Annotated in this window: 16 protein-coding genes; 10 read left to right on the plus strand and 6 right to left on the minus strand. The window is 71.1% G+C overall.

From position 1 onward, the window contains the following. Positions 1-114: 114 nt before the first annotated feature. The gene (locus ABD817_RS30045) at positions 115-543 is read right to left on the minus strand and encodes a pyridoxamine 5'-phosphate oxidase family protein (RefSeq protein WP_344921595.1); all 429 of its coding nucleotides are present in this window, start codon (positions 541-543) and stop codon (positions 115-117) included. Between the two features lie 379 nt (positions 544-922). Between ABD817_RS30045 and ABD817_RS30050 the strand changes: the two genes are divergently transcribed. The 4 genes from ABD817_RS30050 (at position 923) to ABD817_RS30065 (ending at position 4,309) form a co-directional block, all read left to right on the plus strand. Next, complete coding sequence (locus ABD817_RS30050; protein WP_344921596.1) at positions 923-1,777, plus strand: universal stress protein; 855 nt, start codon at positions 923-925, stop codon at positions 1,775-1,777. Positions 1,778-1,827: 50 nt separating this feature from the next. After that, positions 1,828-2,568 (plus strand): CBS domain-containing protein, encoded by a 741-nt coding sequence (locus tag ABD817_RS30055; protein ID WP_344921597.1) that lies wholly within the window; start codon positions 1,828-1,830, stop codon positions 2,566-2,568. Positions 2,569-2,720: 152 nt separating this feature from the next. After that, complete coding sequence (locus ABD817_RS30060) at positions 2,721-3,668, plus strand: TIGR03557 family F420-dependent LLM class oxidoreductase (protein ID WP_344921598.1); 948 nt, start codon at positions 2,721-2,723, stop codon at positions 3,666-3,668. Between the two features lie 167 nt (positions 3,669-3,835). Continuing rightward, positions 3,836-4,309 carry a hemerythrin domain-containing protein gene (locus tag ABD817_RS30065; protein ID WP_344921599.1) on the plus strand — a complete coding sequence of 158 codons (474 nt, stop codon included), beginning with the start codon at positions 3,836-3,838 and terminating at the stop codon, positions 4,307-4,309. A gap of 259 nt (positions 4,310-4,568) precedes the next feature. Here the strand turns inward: ABD817_RS30065 and ABD817_RS30070 are convergent, their stop codons facing one another. From ABD817_RS30070 to ABD817_RS30085, 4 genes are all read right to left on the minus strand, one after another. Continuing rightward, entirely contained in the window at positions 4,569-4,856 is a 288-nt protein-coding gene (locus ABD817_RS30070) for a Fe-S cluster assembly protein HesB (RefSeq protein WP_344921600.1), read from the minus strand. Positions 4,857-5,137: 281 nt separating this feature from the next. Next, complete coding sequence (locus ABD817_RS30075; protein ID WP_344921601.1) at positions 5,138-6,511, minus strand: FAD-dependent oxidoreductase; 1,374 nt, start codon at positions 6,509-6,511, stop codon at positions 5,138-5,140. A 95-nt stretch (positions 6,512-6,606) separates the two neighbouring features. Continuing rightward, a complete protein-coding gene (locus tag ABD817_RS30080; RefSeq protein ID WP_344921602.1) occupies positions 6,607-8,148 on the minus strand; it encodes a multicopper oxidase family protein in 1,542 nt (513 codons plus the stop codon). Beyond that, entirely contained in the window at positions 8,145-8,594 is a 450-nt protein-coding gene (locus tag ABD817_RS30085) for a hypothetical protein (RefSeq protein ID WP_344921603.1), read from the minus strand. Before ABD817_RS30085 ends, ABD817_RS30080 begins: the two co-directional genes overlap by 4 nt. A 546-nt stretch (positions 8,595-9,140) precedes the next feature. Here ABD817_RS30085 and ABD817_RS30090 point away from each other — a divergent pair. The 5 genes from ABD817_RS30090 to ABD817_RS30110 all read left to right on the plus strand — a co-directional run bounded on the left by ABD817_RS30090 (position 9,141) and on the right by ABD817_RS30110 (position 15,415). Next, positions 9,141-10,175, plus strand: coding sequence for a LacI family DNA-binding transcriptional regulator (locus ABD817_RS30090; protein WP_344921604.1), 1,035 nt, complete (start codon positions 9,141-9,143; stop codon positions 10,173-10,175). Between the two features lie 271 nt (positions 10,176-10,446). After that, the gene (locus ABD817_RS30095; RefSeq protein ID WP_344921605.1) at positions 10,447-11,820 is read left to right on the plus strand and encodes an ABC transporter substrate-binding protein; all 1,374 of its coding nucleotides are present in this window, start codon (positions 10,447-10,449) and stop codon (positions 11,818-11,820) included. 71 nt (positions 11,821-11,891) lie between these two features. Continuing rightward, positions 11,892-12,809, plus strand: a complete 918-nt coding sequence (locus tag ABD817_RS30100) for a carbohydrate ABC transporter permease (RefSeq protein ID WP_344921606.1) — start codon at positions 11,892-11,894, stop codon at positions 12,807-12,809. 16 nt (positions 12,810-12,825) lie between these two features. Further along, complete coding sequence (locus ABD817_RS30105) at positions 12,826-13,806, plus strand: carbohydrate ABC transporter permease (protein WP_344921607.1); 981 nt, start codon at positions 12,826-12,828, stop codon at positions 13,804-13,806. Positions 13,807-13,846: 40 nt separating this feature from the next. Beyond that, positions 13,847-15,415: a glycoside hydrolase family 13 protein gene (locus ABD817_RS30110; protein WP_344921608.1), complete on the plus strand. Its 1,569-nt coding sequence runs from the start codon at positions 13,847-13,849 to the stop codon at positions 15,413-15,415. 266 nt (positions 15,416-15,681) lie between these two features. On the opposite strand, the gene ABD817_RS30115 is transcribed toward ABD817_RS30110, so the two are convergent. Then, positions 15,682-16,962 carry a GTPase family protein gene (locus ABD817_RS30115; RefSeq protein WP_344921610.1) on the minus strand — a complete coding sequence of 427 codons (1,281 nt, stop codon included), beginning with the start codon at positions 16,960-16,962 and terminating at the stop codon, positions 15,682-15,684. Here ABD817_RS30115 and ABD817_RS30120 point away from each other — a divergent pair. Further along, positions 16,859-20,524 carry an AAA family ATPase gene (locus tag ABD817_RS30120; RefSeq protein WP_344921611.1) on the plus strand — a complete coding sequence of 1,222 codons (3,666 nt, stop codon included), beginning with the start codon at positions 16,859-16,861 and terminating at the stop codon, positions 20,522-20,524. The two genes, ABD817_RS30115 and ABD817_RS30120, sit on opposite strands and share 104 nt — an antisense overlap. The last annotated feature ends 79 nt before the right edge of the window (positions 20,525-20,603 follow it).

Consider the following 20,603-nt stretch of genomic DNA (forward strand, 5'->3'; position numbering starts at 1 on the left):
CTCATCGTGTCTGCCCTTCCGGTGGCCGATATCCCCTCCATGATCGTGCGGGGACCCGGTGCCGGGAAAGGGGCGAAGGTCCGGCCCCGGGCCGAGGGTCTCCCGGGGCGGGTGTCAGTTCTCCCGCGCGTCGTGCCGCCGGGAGAGGCGCCGGCCGGTGATCTGCTCGGCGCGGACCACGATGTAGTGGCCGTGGTCGCCCGGCGCCCAGGGGTGCAGGGGAAGGGTGGACAGGCGTTCGATCTCACCCGGTTCGCGGACGGCCCGCGCGGGCCCGACGGCGGTGACCGACCAGCCGGTGCGGGTGCTGTGGTCGAACTCGTCGGCCTCGAAGGCGACGATCGCGTCGCTGGCCGCGGCGGCGAGTTTGGAGCCGAGGCCCGTACGGATCACGATGTCCTCGTCGTCGAGGACGAAGTTGACCGGTTGCACGGCGGGCAGGGCCCGGTCGGTGAACACGATGCGCCCGATCGAGGCCGAGACCAGGAGCGCGACGCACTCCTGGCGGGAGAGGATCTGCAGGCCTGCCGAGTCGAGCTTCATGCCCTCCAGGGTGCCCGGCCGTTCCGCGGGGTGTTAGGGGCGAAAGTCCCTTTCATCGCCGACGATCTGCCCTTGGGCGGGTGGCCATGGCCCCGGCCCGGGTACGCCGCCGCACGGTTCCCGGCCGAGAACATCCGCTCGCCGACCCGCCGGTTGGTCAGACCCTCGCCGATCGGCTCCAGGATCCGCCGCTCCCGATCCGGCGGCGCGACCCGCGGGCTCCCCCTTGCGGCCCGATCGTGCTGGGCCGGGTACCGGGGGCGGGCCGGTCCCCGGTGAGGGACGAAAGACCCTGTCCTCACGCGGTGAGATCGGGACCTGTGGCCCTGGGACCGGGACGTCCGGCGGAGATCTGATGGGAGAGGAAAGGAGAACAGCCATGTCCGCTCTGATCGTCGCCGGGACCGACGGCTCCATCGGCGCGAACGCCGCGGTCGGATGGGCCGCCGACGACGCCGCCCGCACCGGCCTGCCGCTGCGCATCGTCACCGCCGTGCATCGCTGGCCGAACGACATCCCCCGCTTCGCCGTCCTGGACGAGGAGGAGGACGCGATGACCAGGGCCGCCCGCACGGTGCTGGCCGAGGCCGAGGCGACGGTACGCTCCCGCCGGCCCACCGTCGAGGTGAGCACCGCCCTGGTCGAGGGCCCGCCCCCGGTGGTGCTGCGCGACCAGGCACGGGACGCCGCGGAGATCGTCATCGGCAGCCGGGGCCTCGGCGGCCTCGCCGGAGCCGTCATCGGTTCGGTCAGCACGCACGTCGCCGGGCACGCGCCCTGCCCGGTCGTCGTGGTCCGCCCCGGTCAGGCGCCGTCGTACGGCGAGATCACGGTCGGCGTCGACGACTCCGACGCCTGCGAACCCGCCCTCGCCTACGCCTTCGAGCAGGCCAGGTATCGCGGCTGCACACTGCGCGCCCTCTACGCCTGGCAACTGCCCGTGCACGCCTTCGCCCCGGAGATCGACTACGACATGGATGAGATCCGCATCGCCCAGTACGCCGTGGCGGCCGACCGGCTCGCCTCCTGGCGGCAGCGGTATCCCGAGGTGGGCCTCATCGAGGACGTCCGGTGCGCGCACCCGGTCGAGGCGCTCGCCGAGGCCTCCACCGGTACCGACCTGCTCGTCGTCGGCTCCCACGGCCGGGGCGCCCTGGGCTCGCTGCTGCTGGGCTCGGTCAGCCGGGGCGTCCTGCGCCACGCGCACTGCGCCGTCGCGGTCGTCCGCTCATGACAACGCCCATACGAACGCCCGAAGGACCGGCGGGAATCGAGGGGAAGAAGATGCCGATCACCGTGAGCGACGTGATGGGTCGCACCGCCATCGCCGTGCGGCAGGACGCGGGCTTCGCCGACATCGTGGCCGTGATGAGGCGCTTCGCCGTGGGCGCGGTGACGGTCGTCGACGCGGACCGCCGCCCGGTCGGGGTGGTCTCCCAGGACGACCTGTCGCTCGACGACCTGCCGCTCACGGAGAGCGACACGGTACGCCACAGCGCCTCCGTCTTCGAAAGCGCTGTTTTCGAAAGTGCTGCCTTCGAGAGCGCCGTCTTTGAGAGCACTGTCTTCGGGGGCGCCGCTCGCCGACGCGAGCACGAGAAGGCCGCGGCGGTCGCGGCCAGGGATCTGATGACCTCGCCCGCGGTCACCGTCACCCCGGGCATGCCCGCCCGGGACGCGGCGCGGCTCATGCGCGACAGGAGGATCCAGCAGTTGCCGGTGATCGACCCGGTCACCGGCCGCATCGCGGGCATCCTGCACCGGGCGGACCTGCCGCGTGTCCTCGACCGCCCCGAGGCAGAGCTGCGGGCCGAGGCCGAAGCCGTCGCCCGCGACCTGACCGCCCCCCGCTCCGGGGTGGCCGTCGGCGTCGAGAACGGCGTGGTGACGCTCGACGGCGAGGTGGAACACCGAGCACAGGCCGTCCAGCTCGTCGAGGCGATCCACCGGCTCGAAGGCGTCATCGACGTCACCTCGCGGCTCGGGTACGGCGGCGACGACCCGCGCGTCACTCCGCTGCCGTAGGCCGCGCCTGAACCCGCCCCCCGCCCCGGCCGGGCCGTGCCGCCTTCCCGGGAAGGCCGCGCGCGAGACGCCTCCCCGGCACCGTCCCTGTTTGGCCTTCGCGGACGGGGTAAGGGAGACGTCGCCGCAGCCCAGGCGATCGGGGAGGGGAAATGACCAAGTTCGGGTATTTCTTGTCGAGTGAGGAACACGGCCCGGCGGAGCTCGTACGGCAGGCCAAACTCGCCGAGCGCGCGGGCTTCGAAGGTCTGTGGATATCCGACCACTTCCACCCGTGGCTGGACGTGCAGGGCCAGAGCCCGTTCGTCTGGTCGGTGATCGGGGCGGTGGCCGAGGCGACCTCGCTGCCCATCACCACCGCCGTCACCTGCCCGCTGGTCCGCACCCATCCGGCGATCATCGCGCAGGCCGCCGCCACCAGCGCGGCGCTGTCCGGCGGCCGGTTCCGGCTCGGTGTCGGCACCGGTGAGGCACTCAACGAGCACATCGTCGACTCGCGCTGGCCCCCGGCCGCCGAGCGGCTGGAGATGCTCGAGGAGGCGGTCGAGCTCATGCGGCAGCTGTGGAGCGGGAAGCTGGTGACCCACCGGGGCACCCACTACCGGGTCGACACCGCCCGGCTGTACACCCTTCCCGACGAGCCGCCGCCCATCTACATGTCCGCCTTCGGGGACAAAGCCGTGCAGCTGGCCGGTCGGATCGCCGACGGCTACATCTGCACCGCCCCGAACGCCGAGTTGGTGGAGAGGTTCCACAAGTCCGGCGGCGCCGGCAAACCCTCCCAGGGCGGGCTGAAGGTCTGCTACGCCGCCGACGAGGCCACCGGCCGCAGGACCGCGCACCGGATCTGGCCGACCGAGGGCATTCAGGGTGAGGCCATGCAACTGCTGCCGCTGCCCCGCCACTTCGAGGAGCTCGCCGAGATGGTGACCGAGGACGAGATCGCCGCCCCCTGCGGTCCCGATCCCGAGGTGCACGTCCAGGCGATCAGGGAGTACGTGGACGCGGGCTTCGACGAGGTCTACATCAGTCAGATCGGCCAGGAGCAGGACGCCTTCTTCGACTTCTACGCCGCGGAGGTCCTGCCCCGGCTGCGCTGACATCTCCCCGAGGAGGAGGTCGTGAAAGCTCTCACCTGGCACGGTAGGCGGCTGCCCCCCGACCGGGCTCCGCACGGTTACGAGATCTTCCAGAAGAAGGGGGACGGGGCCATCAAGGTCCTCCTCAACCCCTGACGCGCCGGACATGTCGTAATAAAAGGAGAAAAATGGACGCGATTGTTCTGCTGAAGGACGACCACAAGACCGTCGAGAAGCTGTTCAAGGAGTTCGAGAACGCGGGCGAGCGGGCGTACAAGAAGAAGCGGGACCTCGTCGACCAGATCATCGAGGAGCTCACCGTCCACGCCCACATCGAGGAGCGGATCTTCTACCCGGCCGCCCGCGAGGGCGTTCCCGAGACCTCCGACCACGTCCTGGAGAGCGTCGAGGAGCACCACGTGGTGGTCTGGATGCTCTCCGAGCTGGCCGGGCTCGACCCCCAGGACGAGCGGTTCGACGCCAAGGTCACGGTGCTGATCGAGAACGTCCGCCACCACGTCAAGGAGGAGGAAGAGGAGTGGTTCCCCGAGGTGCGGGAGGCCATGGGGCGCAAGAGGCTCCAGGAGATCGGTGAGGAGATGGAGAAGGCCAGGGCCGGGGCGCCCAGGGATCCGCTCGCCCTGGGCAGCGCCCGCGCCTGACCTTCTCCACGCGCCTGACCCTCTCCACGCGCGGGGCGTGAAGGAACGCGCCGCGTCCTGACGGCGGCGTCCTGACAGCGTTGTCCTGACGGTGGCGTTCTGGCAGGGACGTTCTGACGGCGACGCTTTGACGGTGGCGTTCCCTCCGCGCGTAACCCGGGCCCTGAAGCCCGCTCGGGAGGGTCCTTCGCGCACGCACGGGCCCCGGCCCCCTGAAGGGGGACCGGGGCCCGCGTGCGCCGGGTCCGTCCCGGGACGGTCAGTGAAGCTGTTCGGTGACGAGAAACGCGACGCCGCCCCTCTCGTCGACGTCGGCGTCCAGCGACTTGTCGTCGAGCATGTCCACGACCTGCGGGTCAAGGAAGATCCGTGCTCCTTCCGACTCCACCACCTTGTCGGCGGACTCGGGGTGTTCCGCGATCGAGAGCACGAGCGATCCGGTTCCGTCGCTCTGGGACGAGATGCGAACCCCGGTGTCCGGAGAGTCTGTCACCTGCGAGCTGAGATCCCGGATTACCTGGGCCGCTGTGTCGGTCAATGTGAGCATTGCTCCTCCTTGTCGGGATCGGGACTTGGATTCTTCGCCCTTGCCCGCTCTCATCCCGCCCAACCATCTCCCCGGACCTCCCCGCGACGCCGGACGATCCGCCGATCATGTGGACCCCGCCCCCCGCGCGGGGGAGCCGCTCCCTGGGAGCCGATGACTACGCGCGCGGGAGCCGCGGTTTTCTCCTCAACGGGGTTCTCTCGCGGTCCCGCGCGCGGGAACCGCCTCGCGACGGGCGGGGCCAGGGGGATCCGGGAGGCTCCAGGGGGTGGCGGGGCGGCTCAGGCCCTCCCGTCGAGCCGGTCGACGCGCTCGGCCGCCTTGCGCGCGGCGATCAGGACGGGGTCCCACACCGGGGCGAACGGGGGAGCGTACGACAGGTCGAGCCCCGTCATCTCCTCCACCGTCATCTCGTGCCAGAGGGCGACGGCCAGGGCGTCGATGCGCTTGGCGGCGCCCTCCTGGCCGACGATCTGGGCGCCCAGCAGGCGGCCCGTCCCCCGGTCGGCGATCATCTTGATCTTCATCGTGCGGGCGCCGGGGTAGTACCCGGCACGCGTGGTGGACTCCACGATCTCACCGACCGGCTCGAACCCGGCCTCCACCGCCTCCGCGGTCGTCAGGCCGGTGCGCGCCACCTCGTACTCGCAGATCTTGGACACCGCGGTGCCCACGACGCCCGGGAAGGCGGCGTACCCGCCGCCGAGGTTGATGCCCGCGACGCGTCCCTGCTTGTTGGCGTGGGTGCCGAGCGCGATCGCGACCGGCCGCCGGGAGACCCGGTGGAAGGTCTCGACGCAGTCGCCGGCGGCCCAGACGCCCTCCACCGGGGTCCGCATCCGCCGGTTGGTCCTGATCCCCGAGGTCTCGCCGACCGGGACGCCCGCGGCCTCGGCCAGCGCGCTGTTCGGCCGGGTGCCGAGACCGAGGACGATCAGGTCCGCGGGCAGGGTCCGGCTCTCGGTGCGGGCCGCGCGGACCCGCCCCCCGGACTCCTCGAAGCCCTCGATGTGCTCGCCGAGGCACACCTGCACCCCCAGGTCGCGCAGGGCGTCGGCGACGAGGACGCCCATGTCCGGGTCGAGCGTGCCCATCGGCTGCTCGGCGCCGTCGACGATCGAGACCTCCAGCCCGCGCCGTACCATCGCCTCGGCCATCTCCAGGCCGATGTAGCCCGCGCCGACCACCACGGCCCTGCGCGGCTTCTCCTCCAGGGCCTCCAGCAGTGCGACGCCGTCGTCCAGGGTCTGCACCCCGTACACCCCCTCGGCGTCGGCGCCGGGCAGGTCGGGCCGGGCGGGCACCGCGCCGGTGGCGATCACGAGCTGGTCGAACGGCTCCCGGCCCCGGCCGCCCCGGTCGTCGCGCACGGTCACCTCGCGCCGGTCCAGGTCGATCTCGACGACCTCGTGGCCCAGCCGCAGGTCGATGTCGAACTCGTCGCGGAAGACCTCCGGGCGGCGGCTGATCAGGGACTCCACGTCGCCGACCTCCCCGCCCACGAGATAGGGGATCCCGCAGGCCGAGTAGGAGGCGTGCGCGCCCTTCTCGAAGGCGACGATCCGAAGGTCCTCGGGCCCGCGCCTGCGCCTGGCCTGCGAGGCCGCGCTCATCCCCGCGGCGTCGCCGCCGATCACCACCAGTCGTTCCGTCATCGTCGCATCCCCCCTGTGGACCGCCGATGGTACGGCTTCCTCACCGGGACGCGCTCAAACGGCCACGCCGCCACGCCGTGCGTCCTCGACGGTTTCTACACCACCTCGAAGTCGGCCATCATCGCCATGTCCTCGTGTTCGAGGTTGTGGCAGTGCATCATGTAGCGCCCGCGGAAGCCCTCGAAGCGCACCAGGACCTCCACCACCTCGTAGGGACGGACGTCGACGGTGTCCTTCCAGCCGCCGTCCGTCGCCGCCGGGATCCTGCCGTTGCGCGACAGCACCCGGAAATGGGCCATGTGTACGTGCACGGGGTGGTGGAAGTCGCTGGTGAAGCGCCAGATCTCGGTGGTGCCGAGCCGGGGGCGGGCCAGCGGGCTGCCGGGCCGGAACGGCAGGCCGTTGATCGTCCAGGCGGCCTCCGGGCCCTGCCCGGTCCTGCGGAAGTCGAAGGACCGCGAGACGGTCGCCGTCGGCCTGACGGCCGGTTCGGCCTCGGCCAGGCGTCCCGGCACCGCGCTGTCCTCCCGGCCCCGGCGCGCGACGCGGAAGCGCATCACGTCGCGCGCCGGGCCGGTGCCGAGGGTGTTGACCATCGTCACCTCGGTGCCGACCGGGTAGGCGGAGAAGTCGACGACCACGTCGAACCGTTCGGCGGGGGCCATCGTGATCGCCTCGTGCGCGACGGGGGTGGCCAGCAGCCCGGCGTCGCTGCCGACCTGGACGAACCGCCCGCCGGGGGTGAGCTCCAGCCGGTAGCGGCGGGCGTTGGAGGCGTTGAGCAGCCGCAGCCGGTATCGGGTGGCCGAGACCTCCAGCACCGGCCAGGGGGCGCCGTTGACCAGGATCACGTCGCCCTCGACGCCCTCCATGTAGGCGGCCTCGACCCCGGCGCTCACCAGCAGGCTGGGATCGGTCGCCGGGTAGCGGAACGAGCCGTCCTCCTCGAACGCGCGGTCGCAGATCATCAGCGGGACATCCCGCTCGCCCCTGGGCAGCGGCAGCGCGTCGTCCTCGTCGTCACCGACGATCATGAATCCGGCCAGCCCCCGCCAGACCTGCGGGGCGGTGAAGTCCATCCGGTGGTCGTGGTACCAGAGCGTGGCGGCCCGCTGGTCCAGCGGGTACGCGTAGTCCCTCGCCCCCCGGTGCAGCGTCCACTGTGACGGGTCCACGAGCATGCCGTGGTGGGAGTGGCCGCCGGGCGGGGGCCGGAAGCCACGGCCCTCGGCCACCACCAGGTCGGTGGGGTAGCCGTCGGAACCGGCCGGGGTGACCCCGCCGTGCAGGTGTGTGGAGGTCGGCACGGGCAGTTCGTTGCGTACCCGGACCGTGACGGGGCTCGCGCGCCGCACCGCGAAGGTGGGGCCGGGGAACGTGCCGTCGAACCCCCACACCTCGGTCGTCGTCCCCGGGACGATCTCCACCTTCGCGGGACGCTGGACCACCTCGTAGTGTCCCGGCCGGGTGGGGCGCGCCACCGCGGGGATCGGCAGCGGGACGGTGAACGGCCTGGGCAGCGGCAGCGCGCTGGACAGCGGCTGGCCGGTGGTCTCGGCCGACACGGAGCCGCACCCCGCCGCGGCCAGGCCCGCCGCGCCGAGCGCGCCGCCCAGGAGAAGCCTTCTGGAGATCACGCCGCCGCCCCCCGCCGTCCTTGCCGCCGCTCCCGCCACTGCCCCAGCGACCGTCCCCGCCAGGTCCAGGCGGTCATCGACACGGCCATGCCGAAGATCACCATCGCCAGCGGGATGTGCACGGCGATCAGGCGCTCCATCCCCAGCGCCACCTGGGCGTTCACCAGCACCACCTGGAGGGCGCTCACCCACAGCGGCCACAGCGGGCCGCGTCCGGGCCGCCACAGCGTGATCGCGGCGATGAACTGCAGGCCCACCAGCACCGTGGTCACCGTGGCGTTGAGGTTGTGGTGGGCGAGCAGGTCCACCTCCCCGGTGACGAACATGCCGCCGATGACCCCCTGGCCGAGCACGGTCACCAGGTGCAGGGTGGCGGTGACCCGCAGGGACCAGACGATCCAGGCGGGCACGCGGGCCCGGCCGGTCGGAGCGGGTGGGGAACTCATGGACACCTCCGTTGGATTTTGGTGTCCAGGCTCCCGGTCAGGGGCGCGGGCGTCGTCACCCTGGCGGAGGGGCTCGGCCGTACTCCCGGTGGCGTACGCGGGGCCGGTCGCGCGCGGCCGTGCGACCGGGGGAGGAGACGGCGCCGCCCGGCGAAGGACCGTCACGCGGGGGCGCGGGAGCGAGGGACGCCGCCGAGGTGCCGTCAGGGTGGCGGGGGGATGCCGACCTCTTGACAGCAGGGCAGAATCAGATGATAAAAAATCATAAGATGACAAACAGATAGCTGCAATATTTCATTCGCGTGTCGCAAAGAACTGATCATCGACGGTTCCCGGCTGTCATGGATTCGACGGCAGGCGGATCCCTCCAGGTCCGCGGGCGGGTGAGCTCGGGTGACGATGGCGCGCGAACGGCCGTTCGAGGCCCGGCAATCGACTCCACTGGGGGATGAAGCTCTCATCTCGGACCGCCATAACGCGTCACCCCTATGAACCGGTATGACACCGGTCCGCAAAGCGAATGTAAACACTTGCGAAAGCCGTCGTATGCTTGCGGGCATGACGCGGAGGCTTGCCGAGGTGGCCAAGAGGGTCGGGATGAGCGAGGCGACGGTCAGTCGCGTGCTCAACGGCAGGCGCGGCGTCTCCGAGTCGACCAGGAACGCCGTGCTGACGGCGCTCGACGCCCTCGGCTACGAGCGCCCGACCCGGCTGCACCGCGACCGCGCCCGCCTGATCGGCCTGGTCTTCCCCGACCTGCACAATCCGATCTTCCCCGCGTTCGCCGAGGTCGTCGGCGGGGCGCTCGCCCAGCAGGGGTTCACCTCCGTGCTGTGCACGCGCACCTCGGGCGGGCTGCAGGAGGCCGACTACGTCGACCTGATGCTGGCCCAGCACGTCTCGGGCGTGGTCTTCGCCGGTGGCGCGTACGCCGACGAGGACGCCTCCCACGAGCACTACGGGCGCATCCTGGAGCGGCGCCTGCCCGCGGTCCTGGTGAACGCCTCGGTCGGGCACCTCGGTTTCTCCCAGGTCTCCTGCGACGACGTCACCGCCGCCGAGATGGCGGCCGGGCACCTGCGCGCCCTCGGCCACGAGCGCGTCGGGATGGTCCTCGGCCCTCCGGACCACATGCCGTCGCGCCGGAAGCTGGAGACGTTCGCCACCTACGCGCGGGTCCACGGCATGGAGTTCGGCGACCACCTCGTCGAGCACGCCATGTTCTCGATGGAGGGCGGCCAGGCCGCCGCCGCCCGGCTGGTGCGGCGCGGCGTCACCGGCCTGATCTGCGGCAGCGACCTGCTCGCGCTCGGCGCGGTGCGCGCCGCCCGGCGCGAGGGGCTGGCGGTGCCGCGCGACGTCTCGGTGATCGGGTACGACGACTCGGCCATGATGAACCGGACCGATCCGCCGCTGACCACGGTGCGCCAGCCGATCGAGGCGATGGGCCGCGCGGCGGTGGACCTGCTGGTAGCCCAGATCGACACCGCGGCCCTGCCGGGGGGCGAGCTGCTGTTCGACCCCGAGCTCGTGGTCCGCGCCTCCACCGCGCCGGCGGCGCCCAGGGCGATACCGGCCTGACCGGCTTGACCGGTCTTCCCGGGGCGACCTTCTCTAAAAATTTCGACAGGAAGATGACGTCGTCAAGCATCTTCCCGCAAGCGGATGACTCCACTTCGTGTCATGCGTGTGTAGCCGCAGGTCGAAAGGGGTTCTCGCTCGCGGCAGGGATGTTACGGGGAGATGGCCGTCCGATCACTGTCACTTTTTTGCATCTGAATTGACGGGCTCTTGCTACTTCCTGCACGCCTCTATATGTTTCTCGCAACCGACCCGCCAAGGAGTGCCTCGGATGAAATCCCCCAAGCTCTCGATGCTGCTCGCCGCAGCCATCGCGCTCACCGCCGCCGGGTGCGGCAACGACGACAGCGGATCCCAGGCCGCGGAAACCACGCCGACTGCCGCCGGGGCCGAAGCTCCGGTCACGATCTCCGTCGGCTGCCAGCCGCCGAAGAGCAACCCGCTGGAGCGGACCGCCTGGGACGAGGACGTGGCAGCGTTCAAGAAGCTGCACCCGCACATCACGATCGACAGCAAGGACGCCTTCCCCTGCATCAACCCGGACACCTTCCAGGCGAAGCTGGCCGGTGGCTCGATGGAGGACGTCTTCTACGTTTACTTCACCGATATCAAGAAGATCATCGCTGCCGGTCAGGCGGCCGACATCAGCCAGTACGTCGGCGACATCAAATTGCTGAACGACATCCGGCCCGACGTCCTGGCCACCTTCAAGGAGGGCGAGAAGCTCTACGGCCTGCCCAGGAACAACTACTCCATGGGCCTGGTCTACAACCGCAAGCTCTTCACCCAGGCCGGTCTCGACCCCGCCGCACCGCCCAAGACCTGGGCCGAGGTGCAGGCGGCCGCCAAGAAGATCAGCGCTCTCGGCCCCGGCCACGTCGGTTTCGGCGAGTACAGCGCCGGCAACACCGGCGGCTGGCACTTCGCCGCCTCCCTCTACGGGCGCGGCGGCGAGATGGTGAGCCCCGACGGCAAGACCGCGGCCTTCAACAGCCCCGAGGGCAAGGCCGTCCTGGAGAACCTCAAGACCATGCGCTGGACCGACAACAGCATGGGCGCCAAGCAGCTCCTCCAGTGGGAGGACCTGATGCGCATGATGGGCGGCGGCAAGCTCGGCATGATGATCGGCGCCCCCGACGTCGTCCAGGCCGTCAACAACGACTTCAAGGGCAAGTTCGAGGACTACGGGGTCACCTCCCTGCCCGAGGCCAAGGCCTCGCTCAGCGGTGGTGACGGCTACATGATCAACCCCAAGGCCACGCCCGAGAAGATCAAGGCCGCCATGCTGTGGCTGGAGTTCCACGAGCTGACCCCCGGCGAGGGCCAGTTCAACTACGCGCGCAGCAAGCAGCAGGGCCGTCCCGTCGGCCTGCCGATCCCCGACCTGTACGGCGACACCGCGCCGGGCAAGGAGATCGTCGAGCTGCGCAAGGCGAACGCCACCGTGCCCGTGGAGAACTTCACCCCCTTCGTGGAGGGTTCCGCGGCCATCCAGAACAAGCTTGAGCCGCCGAAGTCCCAGGAGCTCTACGCGATCCTCGACGTGGCCATGTCGGCGGTGCTGACCAGGCAGGACGCCGACATCGACAAGCTTCTGGCCGACGCCGAGGCCAAGGCGAACAAGGTGCTGGCGAAGTCGAGCTGACCTTCTGACACCCGGGGTGCCGGCCCGTCGGCCGGCACCCCGACACTCATGTTGATATCGGGAGTCAACCGATGACCACAATGACCGTGAAAGGTCCACGGCGGCGAAAGCCGGGAGCGTTCCGGCGGGGGCTGCGGCGCAACCTGACCGCCTACGGGTTCCTGTGCGGCGCGCTGATCTGTTTCGCCTTCTTCTCCTGGTACCCCATGGTGAGGGAGGTCCTGCTCAGCTTCCAGCAGACGAACTTCGTCGACGACCCGACCTGGGTCGGCCTGGACAACTTCCGTACCGTGACGGAGGACTCGGCGTTCGTCCAGGCGTGGCTCAACACCCTCGCCTTCACCGGCCTGGCGCTCGTGTTCGGCTACGTCGTCCCGTTCGTGGCGGCGATCGTGCTGAACGAGCTGCGGCACGCGCGGGCCTACCTGAGGTTCATCGTCTACCTCCCGGTGATGCTGCCGCCCGCCGTCGGGGTGCTGCTGTTCAAGTGGTTCTACGACCCGGGCGCCGGCCTGTTCAACCAGATCCTGGACCTGGCGAGCCTGCCGGCCCTGAGCTGGCTCGACTCCACCGACACCGCGCTGATCTCCCTCGTCATCGTCTCCACCTGGATGAATCTGGGAACCGGCACGCTGATCTACCTCGCCGCGCTGCAGAGCATCCCCGGCGAACTGTACGAGGCCGCCGAGCTGGACGGCGCCGGGCTCTTCAAGCGGGTCTGGCACGTGACGATCCCGCAGACCAGGCTCATCCTGCTGGTGATGCTGCTGCTGCAGATCGTGGCGACCATGCAGGTCTTCATCGAGCCGTACCTGCTCACCGGCGGCGGCCCGGAGAACGCGACGCTCACCGTCGCCTACCTCATGTACCAGTACGCCTTCAACTTCGGTGACTTCGGCGCCGGAGGCGCGCTCGGGCTGATGCTCATGGTCGTGCTGATGGTGTTCTCCGCCTTCTACCTGCGCCTGTCGCGGGACAACCAGAGCTAAGGAGGCAGCTGAGCCGATGTCGAACCTCACCGTTCAACCAAGTCGCCCGGCTCCCGTCCGGCCGCCGGAGCGGAGCTCCGGGAGGAAGGCCGGGCGGCCGCGCAAGGTCAAGGAGCCGTCCAGGGAGTTCCGGAGCCTGGTCTCCCCGCACACCCTCACCACCCCGCACGGGCGGTGGATCTACCGCTTCGTGCTGACCTCGGTGGTGCTCCTGTTCACCGCGGTGTTCGTGTTCCCGCTCTACTGGATGGTCACCGGCGCGCTCAAGACCCCGGAGGAGCTCGCCCAGATCCCGCCGAGCTTCTTCCCGACGTCGTTCGACTTCGGGGTGTACGCCGAGGCGTGGGACCAGCTGGAGCTGGGGACCTTCCTCACCAACACCGTCATCTACGCGGGCGGCGCCTGGCTGTTCACGCTGGCCATCGACGTCTCGGCCGCCTACGCGCTGTCGAAGCTGCGGCCGGTGCTGGGCAACGTGGTCCTGGGCCTGATGCTCGCCACGCTCATGATCCCGCCGATGGTCATCCTGCTGCCCGCCTACCTGACGGTCAAGGACATGCCGATCTTCGGCTGGGACCTGCTGAACACCCCGTGGGTGATCTGGCTGCCCGCCGCGGCCAACGGGTTCTTCATCTTCCTTCTCAAGCGTTTCTTCGACTCGATCCCCCGGGAGCTGCTGGAGGCCGCCCAGATCGACGGCGCCTCCCCGGCGCGTATCCTCTGGTCGATCGTGCTGCCCGTCTCCCGGCCGATCCTCGGAGTGGTGTCCATCCTCTCGGTGGTCAACGTCTGGAAGGACTTCGTCTGGCCGCTGCTGGTGCTGCCGGACGGGGAGAAGATGACGATCAGCGTGGGTATCGCCTCGCTCTCGGCGCAGATGCCGCAGAACGTGCTGATCGCCTCGCTGGTGATCGCGAGCATCCCGACGATGATCGTCTTCTTCATCTTCCAGCGCAGCATCATGGCCGGCCTCACCGCCGGCAGCCTCAAGGGCTGACCTCGTCACCCACCTACAACTACTAAGGAGTTGTTCCAGCATGTCCGAAACGTGGTGGCGGGGAGCCGCGATCTACCAGGTCTATCTCCGGAGCTTCGCCGACGGCAACGGCGACGGCATCGGCGACCTCGCGGGACTCCGCGCGCGCCTGCCGTACCTCTCCGACCTGGGCGTCGGCGCGATCTGGCTCAACCCCTGGTACCCGTCGCCGATGGCCGACGGTGGGTACGACGTGGCCGATTACCGTGACATCGAGCCATCGTTCGGCACGCTCGCCGAGGCGGAGGAGTTCATCGCCGAAGCGCATGCCCTGGGTATCAAGACGATCACCGACATCGTCCCCAACCACGGCTCCGACCGGCAGAAGTGGTTCCTGCAGGCGCTGGAGGCCGGGCCGGGCTCCCCCGAGCGGGAGCGCTTCCACTTCCGTACGGGACGGGGGGAGAGCGGCGAGCTGCCGCCCAACGACTGGCAGTCGATCTTCGGCGGCCCCGCGTGGACCCGGATCGCCGACGGCGAGTGGTACCTGCACCTGTTCGCCCCCGAGCAGCCCGACTTCAACTGGGACAACCCGGAGGTCGTCGAGGAGTTCCACGACGTGCTGCGGTTCTGGTTCGACCGGGGCGTGGACGGCATCCGGATCGACTCGGCCGCCCTGCTGGTCAAGGACATGGACAGCCTGGGCGGCGAGGAGGCCTACACCGACCTCGACGGCGTCCACGACGTCTACCGGGGCTGGCGCCGGGTGGCCGAGGAGTACGACGACCGCATCCTGATCGGCGAGGTGTGGCTGCCCGACCAGGAGCGGTTCGCCCAGTACCTGCGCCCCGACGAGATGCACACCGCGTTCAACTTCGACTTCCTGGCGTGCGCCTGGGACGCGGTCGCGCTGCGCTGCTCGATCGACCTCACCCTGGCCACGCACATCCCGCTGGGAGCGCCGCCCACCTGGGTGCTGTCCAACCACGACGTGACCCGCCCGGTGACCAAGTACGGCAGGGCCGACACCTCCTTCAGCCACGCCGACCGCAAGCACGGCATGCCGTCGGACCCGGTGCTGGGTGAGCGCAGGGCGCGCGCGGCGGCGCTGCTGGCGATGGCGCTTCCCGGTGGCCTCTACGTCTACCAGGGCGAGGAGCTGGGGCTGCCGGAGGTCGAGGACATCCCCGACGAGCTGCGCCAGGACCCGATCTGGGTCCGCTCGGGCCGCACCGACGCGGGCCGCGACGGCTGCCGGGTGCCGCTGCCGTGGTCGGGCGACGAGCCGCCGTTCGGGTTCGGCACCGGGTCGACGTGGCTGCCGCAGCCGCTGGAGTGGAAGGCGCTGACGGCCGAGGCCCAGGCCGCCAACCCCACATCCATGTTCACCCTGTACCGCTCCGGGCTGCACCTGCGCCGCGAGCTGCTCGGTGACGGCACGCTGTCCTGGTTGAGCGACGCGCAGGACGAGGTGCTGGCCTTCCGCCGGGATTCGGGCCTGATCTGCGTGGTCAACCTCGGCGCGGAGCCGGTTGCCCTGCCCGAGCACGAGTCGATCCTGCTGGCCAGCGGCCCGCTGGAGGGGGACCTGCTCCCCTCCGACACCGCCGTCTGGCTCCGCGCGGTCTGACCTTCCCCCCGGGGGCTCTCGGCCCGGGGCCGCCGGGGTTCGGTGGTCGTGGTCTGATCCTTCGCCCCTGGGGGAGTCTCTCGACTCGGGGCCGCCGGAGTTCCGGCGGCCCTGGGCGCCCCTGACCGGCCGGGCCCCGTCCGGCCGGTCAGGCGGCGCCGGCCACTCGCGAGGTCTCGCCCCGCCGGGTCTCCCTCCCGGCGGGGCGCCGTCGCGGCATGGCCACCCCCCTGGAGGCGCCGGGTCCGCTCCTCACCGTCTCTCCCTCACAGGGGGATCTCGGTGAGGTCGAACGCCTTGGCGCCGCGTTCGCCGTCCCAGATCATCACGTTGCCGTACGTGCGCGCCGTGGCCACCGGCACGTCGGTGAGCGCGTCCACGTCCTGGAGCAGGCGCCGGAAGCGGAAGACGGCCGTGGGGCCGAGCCTGTTCACCACGCCGGTCATCAGCCGCGTGAGGTTGAACCTGAACAGCGCCGAACAGGGCAGCACCCGATGGTTGTCGCGCAGGCGGGAGAAGACCTCCCGGTGTGCCGGATAACGCTCCGAGTACGTGTCGCACACCCGCTGGGAGAAGTGACCGCGGTAGTGGACGCCGCGACGGTCGAAGCCGAGTCTGTCGTCGGAGACGGTGAACTCCCCGGTGCCGTAGGTGCTCGTGAGGAGCGTGTCCCCGTGGGGTTCGAGGAAGACGCTCTCGTAGTAGGCGGCCTTCTCCTCCAGGCGGCGCAGGAGCGCCCCGCCGGGGTTGAAGGTACCCCGGTCCCCGCGCATGTCGAAGATCCACGGGGGCGGGGTCAGGGTGTCCGCCTTGGTGAGGACGAAGGTCAGCTTGCTCATGACGAGCCGCCGCGTCTCGATCGCGACGCCGTCGAGCAGCCTGCGCAGGCACTGCTCGTCGTAGGCGGTGGAGCGGCTGTCGGCGTGGAAGGCCCAGATGGCGACGTCGCACCGGATCAGCCTCTCCAGGTACATGGCCAGGTAGGTCTCGTCGGCGGCGCCCGACTCCCCGATCCCCGGCATGTCCCAGAAGGTCAGCATGTGACCTGAGGTGCCGGGCACCGGGACCGGCTCCGGCCTCCGGGTGACCGGCCGGACGTGACCGACGGCGAGGTCGGTACCGAACAGGCAATTCAGGAGCGATGTCTTCCCTACTCCTGTTTGTCCCATTATTGCCACACTTAGCGGTCTATATGATTCAGCACTTCTCTCGCGTCGAATATTCTCTCTGGCCTTTTTCACCTGGCCGTCGTCCAACGGGCCGATCTCCAGCGGGCCGATGGAAAAATCCTCGATCTTGGCCATGCGGTCGTCTCCTGTGACATCGTTGTCGAGCGCTTCGAGCTGCTTTCCGCGCTCATCTCCACGATGTGGCGAACAACCTTGCGATGACCTTGCAGCCGGAGCCGTCGCCGGAAAGAACACGAGTCGATCCCCTCGGGCGGTGGATGTGGCGAGCTTCGAGATCAAGCTGTTCGGCGCCGTGGACATCGTGATCGACGGGGTGCCGCAGGAGATCAACCCGCAGCTGGCGAAGACGCTGGCCATGCTGGTCTCCGCCCGCGGCCCGATCTCCCCGGCCGCCCTGGCCGCCGGGTTGTCCGAACCGGCCGCGGACAGGCACGTGGAGGTGGCGCCGCCCGTCTCGCGGCTGCGCGGGCTGCTGCGCGGCAGCGGGCTGGACATCCCGCGGGCCAGGCGCTCGCACGTCTACGAGCTGGTCGAGGACGCGCCGGGCCGCCTCGCCGCCACCGTCGACACGCGGCGGTTCGAGGCCTACCTGCGCGACGGGCGGACACTGCTGGAGCAGGGCGACCTCGCCGCGTCCCTGCGGACACTGCGCGAGGCGCTCGGGGAGTGGTCCGGCGACCCGTTCGCGTCGCTGGCGGGCGGGTGGATCCCGCCCAGGGTCTGCGAGAACTACCACGCAGGGCTGCGGGAGCGGCGCCGGGAGCTGACCAGGCTCGTCGCCCGCGTCGCCATCCGGCTCGACCTCCTGGGCGACGCGGGATCCCTCACCGGCGAGGTCGTCGCCGACGGGCAGGACGGGCAGGAGGACAGCGGCCCGCTGTGGCTGCTGCGCTTCCTCATCGCCCTGCGCGACGAGGGAGCGGTCACCGCGAGGGAGATGATCGAGCGCCGGCACGCGATCTCCCCCGGGGACGAGGCGGCAGGCCGGGCGCGGGACCTGCTCGCCCTGCGCGGGCACGGCCTCGGCAGCCCGCCCTCGCCGCCCCCCGCCGCCCACGTCCACGGGCGCGTCTACGGCCACGGCGGCCCGCGAGCCCTGATCGGTCGCAGGGACGAGACCCTGCTGCTCTCCGCGCTGGCCGGGCGGCTCGAACGCGGGGAGCCGGTGGCCCTGGCCGTCTGCGGCGTGCCCGGGATCGGCAAGACCAGGCTGGTGGAGGAGCTGGCCGTACTGCTGCCGCCGAGCGTGCGCATGGTGACCGTCCCGTGCCAGGAACTCGGCGACCTCCAGCCGTGGCGGGTGCTGGTCGGGACCCTCTGGGAGGACCTGCGGCGCGACCTGTCCAGCCCGGCCGTCCCGATCGGCACCGAGGAACGCGAGACGCTGGAAGGGCTGATGTCGGCGGGCCTGTTCGTCTCGCTCGGCGGGCCCGGCCACGAACGCGACCCGAGGCGGCTGGTCGCCCTCCTGGTCTCCCTGCTGCGCCTGACCGCCGGTGCGGGGCTCCTGGTCGTCTTCGACGACGCCCACCTGCTCCGCTCCGACGCCGAGGAACTGCTGCACAACGTACGGGAGGCCCTCGGGGAAGAGGCCCCCGTCGGCTTCGTGCTCACCGACCGCTCCGAGCCGTCGCGCTGGCGGGGACGGATGGAGGTGCTGACACTGTCCCCGCTGGGAGTCGCGGAGGTGGCGGAGTGGCTGGGCGCCACGTGGGGACGTGAACCGACCCGCGCGGAGACCGGCAGGGCCGTGGACGGGACCGGGGGACTGCCGCTGGACCTGTGCCGGATCACCGAGGCAGGTGACCTCCCCCGCGACCTCCCGCGGCACGACACCGCCTCCAGCCCGATGTTCCGCTGGTTCGCCGCGGCGGCCGTCACCGCCCTGGGCCGGGAGATCGACACCGATCTCGTCGCGGGCATGCTGGAGCTCGACGCCGAGGAGGCGAACCGCAGGCGCGCGGTGGCCGTGACGGCCGGGACGGTCATCGACCACCAGGGTCTGCGCTTCGGCCACGACACGGCCAGGGAGAGCCTGCTGCGGGAGCTGAAGCGCCATCCGGCACTCGCCATGGAACTGCACCGCCGGGCGTTCGAGATCCTGGACGAGCGGATGGCGCGGACGACCGGCGACGGCTGGATCGACCCGGCGCTGCCGGTACGCGTCGCCGAACACGCCCGCTCCTCGGGGACCGGGCTGCCTCAGGAGCGGGTCGCCGCGTCCTGCCTCGGCGCCGCGCGGGCGCAGCAGCGCGGCTTCGCCACCGAGGGGGCGATCACCTGGGCACTGGCCGGGCTGGGGCTGCGGTGCGACGCCGAGACCCGCGTCGGCCTGCTGATCACGCTGGGGGACGCGCGCAACGACGCCGGTGACCTGGAGGAGGCCGAACGCCTGTACCTGCGGGCCCACCGCGACGGCGGGAAACTGCCGAGGCTCGCGGCGGTCGCGGCGATCAGGCTGGCGCGCCGTTGGTCGGCCCCCGGGCAGGCCGACCGGCAACTGCTGCACGTGCTGGGCGGCAGCCTGGAGGCGCTCCGCGACGACACCGGCGACGAGGCGGTCCCGCTGCGGCTGCAGCTGCGGGCCCACCTCGCCCACAAGCTGACGATGGCGGTCAGCGACAGCCTCGACCCCACGTACGCCGGTTTGCGCCCCGGGGTGGAACTGGCCCGCGCGACGCTGCGCGAGCTGGAGGAGTCCGGGGCCGGGCCGCTCATCCGCTGCGAGGTGCTGAACGAGTGCAGGTGGGGCCTGTACGACTTCGCGCCGCCGGGGGAACTGCTGGGCATCGCCGAGCGGCTCCGGGAGGCGAGCATCGAGGCGGCGTCCGCGCACTTCCGCAGCGAGGCCATGATCGCCCTCACGATCGACCAGCTCCGGCTGGGCCGCCTGAGGGAGGCCGCCGCCACCGTGGCCGGTCACCGCAGGCACATCGCGCGCAACCACCGGGTCTTCGGCCCCTGGCTGCAGAACACCCTCGACACGCTGATGGACGTCTGGCACGGGGAGTTCGGCCGCGCCGAGGAGCGCGTCCTGGCCGCGTGGCGGCGGCTCGACGAGGAGGGCGAGGGGGAGGCGGTCTCCGCCGACACCCTGCGGCAGACCCTGATCGGGCAGCACTACTGGCTGCTGCGCGAGCAGGGACGGCTGGGGGAGCTCTTCGGCTCCGGTCTCGCCAGGCAGGTGGTCGAGTACGAGTACTTCCCGATCTGGCGCGCGGCGCTCGTCCTGGCGCTCTGCGAGATCGGCGGGCACGAGGACGCGAGGGACCGGCTGAGGGCGTTCTTCCGCGAGACCTCCGATCTCGGCGCGCTGCCGCCCGACGGGTGGTCGGTTCCGACGCTGGTCCTGCTGGCCGAGTCGTGCGCGCTGCTCATCGAGGCGGGGCACGGCGATCCCGAGCTGTCGCGGTGCGCCGCCCTGGTGCGGGGGCGTCTGTCGGCCCATCGCGGGCAGATCGCGCTCGCCGGGTGGCCCACGATTCTGCTGGGGCCGACGGACCGTTATCTCGGGCTGCTCGCGCTGGCCGAGGGGGACGCCGAGGAGGCGCTGCGGTGCTTTGGCCAGGCGCTCCTGCTCGCCGACGCCGCCTCCCCGTTGATCGCGCGCCTTCACCTCGACCGTGCCAGGGCGCTGCGTCTGCGAGACGGCGCGGACTCCTCCGGGAGCACCTCGGGGGCCGCCTCCGGGGCTGCTTCCGGGGCCGCGACGGGAGGCTCCGGCGGAGAGGTCGCGGGGGGTTCGGCGGGGAAGAGCGCGGGAGGCCCGGTGGGGGAGGGGGCGGGGGGTTCGGCGGGGAATGCCACGGGGGAGTCCGCCCAGCTGCTCCGCCGCGCGCTGCGCCTGGCCGAGCGCCTGGGCATGGCCGGGGTCGCCGCTCGGGCACTGTCGCTGCTGGGACCCGCGCTCACGCCGTGATCCGCCCCGATCCGGCGTGACCCGCGATTCCCCCCGCGATCCGTGATTCCCGCCGTGGTCCGCGGTGATCGATCCCCTT

This window comes from Streptosporangium oxazolinicum (assembly GCF_039537505.1).
GTDB lineage: Bacteria > Actinomycetota > Actinomycetes > Streptosporangiales > Streptosporangiaceae > Streptosporangium > Streptosporangium oxazolinicum.

Excerpts from the sequence above, each read along its gene's own strand:
- ABD817_RS30045 (WP_344921595.1), bottom strand. The coding sequence starts at position 543 with ATGAAGCTCGACTCGGCAGGCCTGCAGATCCTCTCCCGCCAGGAGTGC.
- ABD817_RS30050 (WP_344921596.1), top strand. The coding sequence starts at position 923 with ATGTCCGCTCTGATCGTCGCCGGGACCGACGGCTCCATCGGCGCGAAC.
- ABD817_RS30055 (WP_344921597.1), top strand. The coding sequence starts at position 1,828 with ATGCCGATCACCGTGAGCGACGTGATGGGTCGCACCGCCATCGCCGTG.
- ABD817_RS30060 (WP_344921598.1), top strand. The coding sequence starts at position 2,721 with ATGACCAAGTTCGGGTATTTCTTGTCGAGTGAGGAACACGGCCCGGCG.
- ABD817_RS30065 (WP_344921599.1), top strand. The coding sequence starts at position 3,836 with ATGGACGCGATTGTTCTGCTGAAGGACGACCACAAGACCGTCGAGAAG.
- ABD817_RS30070 (WP_344921600.1), bottom strand. The coding sequence starts at position 4,856 with ATGCTCACATTGACCGACACAGCGGCCCAGGTAATCCGGGATCTCAGC.
- ABD817_RS30075 (WP_344921601.1), bottom strand. The coding sequence starts at position 6,511 with ATGACGGAACGACTGGTGGTGATCGGCGGCGACGCCGCGGGGATGAGC.
- ABD817_RS30085 (WP_344921603.1), bottom strand. The coding sequence starts at position 8,594 with ATGAGTTCCCCACCCGCTCCGACCGGCCGGGCCCGCGTGCCCGCCTGG.
- ABD817_RS30090 (WP_344921604.1), top strand. The coding sequence starts at position 9,141 with ATGCTTGCGGGCATGACGCGGAGGCTTGCCGAGGTGGCCAAGAGGGTC.
- ABD817_RS30095 (WP_344921605.1), top strand. The coding sequence starts at position 10,447 with ATGAAATCCCCCAAGCTCTCGATGCTGCTCGCCGCAGCCATCGCGCTC.
- ABD817_RS30100 (WP_344921606.1), top strand. The coding sequence starts at position 11,892 with ATGACCACAATGACCGTGAAAGGTCCACGGCGGCGAAAGCCGGGAGCG.
- ABD817_RS30105 (WP_344921607.1), top strand. The coding sequence starts at position 12,826 with ATGTCGAACCTCACCGTTCAACCAAGTCGCCCGGCTCCCGTCCGGCCG.
- ABD817_RS30110 (WP_344921608.1), top strand. The coding sequence starts at position 13,847 with ATGTCCGAAACGTGGTGGCGGGGAGCCGCGATCTACCAGGTCTATCTC.
- ABD817_RS30115 (WP_344921610.1), bottom strand. The coding sequence starts at position 16,962 with ATGGCCAGCGTCTTCGCCAGCTGCGGGTTGATCTCCTGCGGCACCCCG.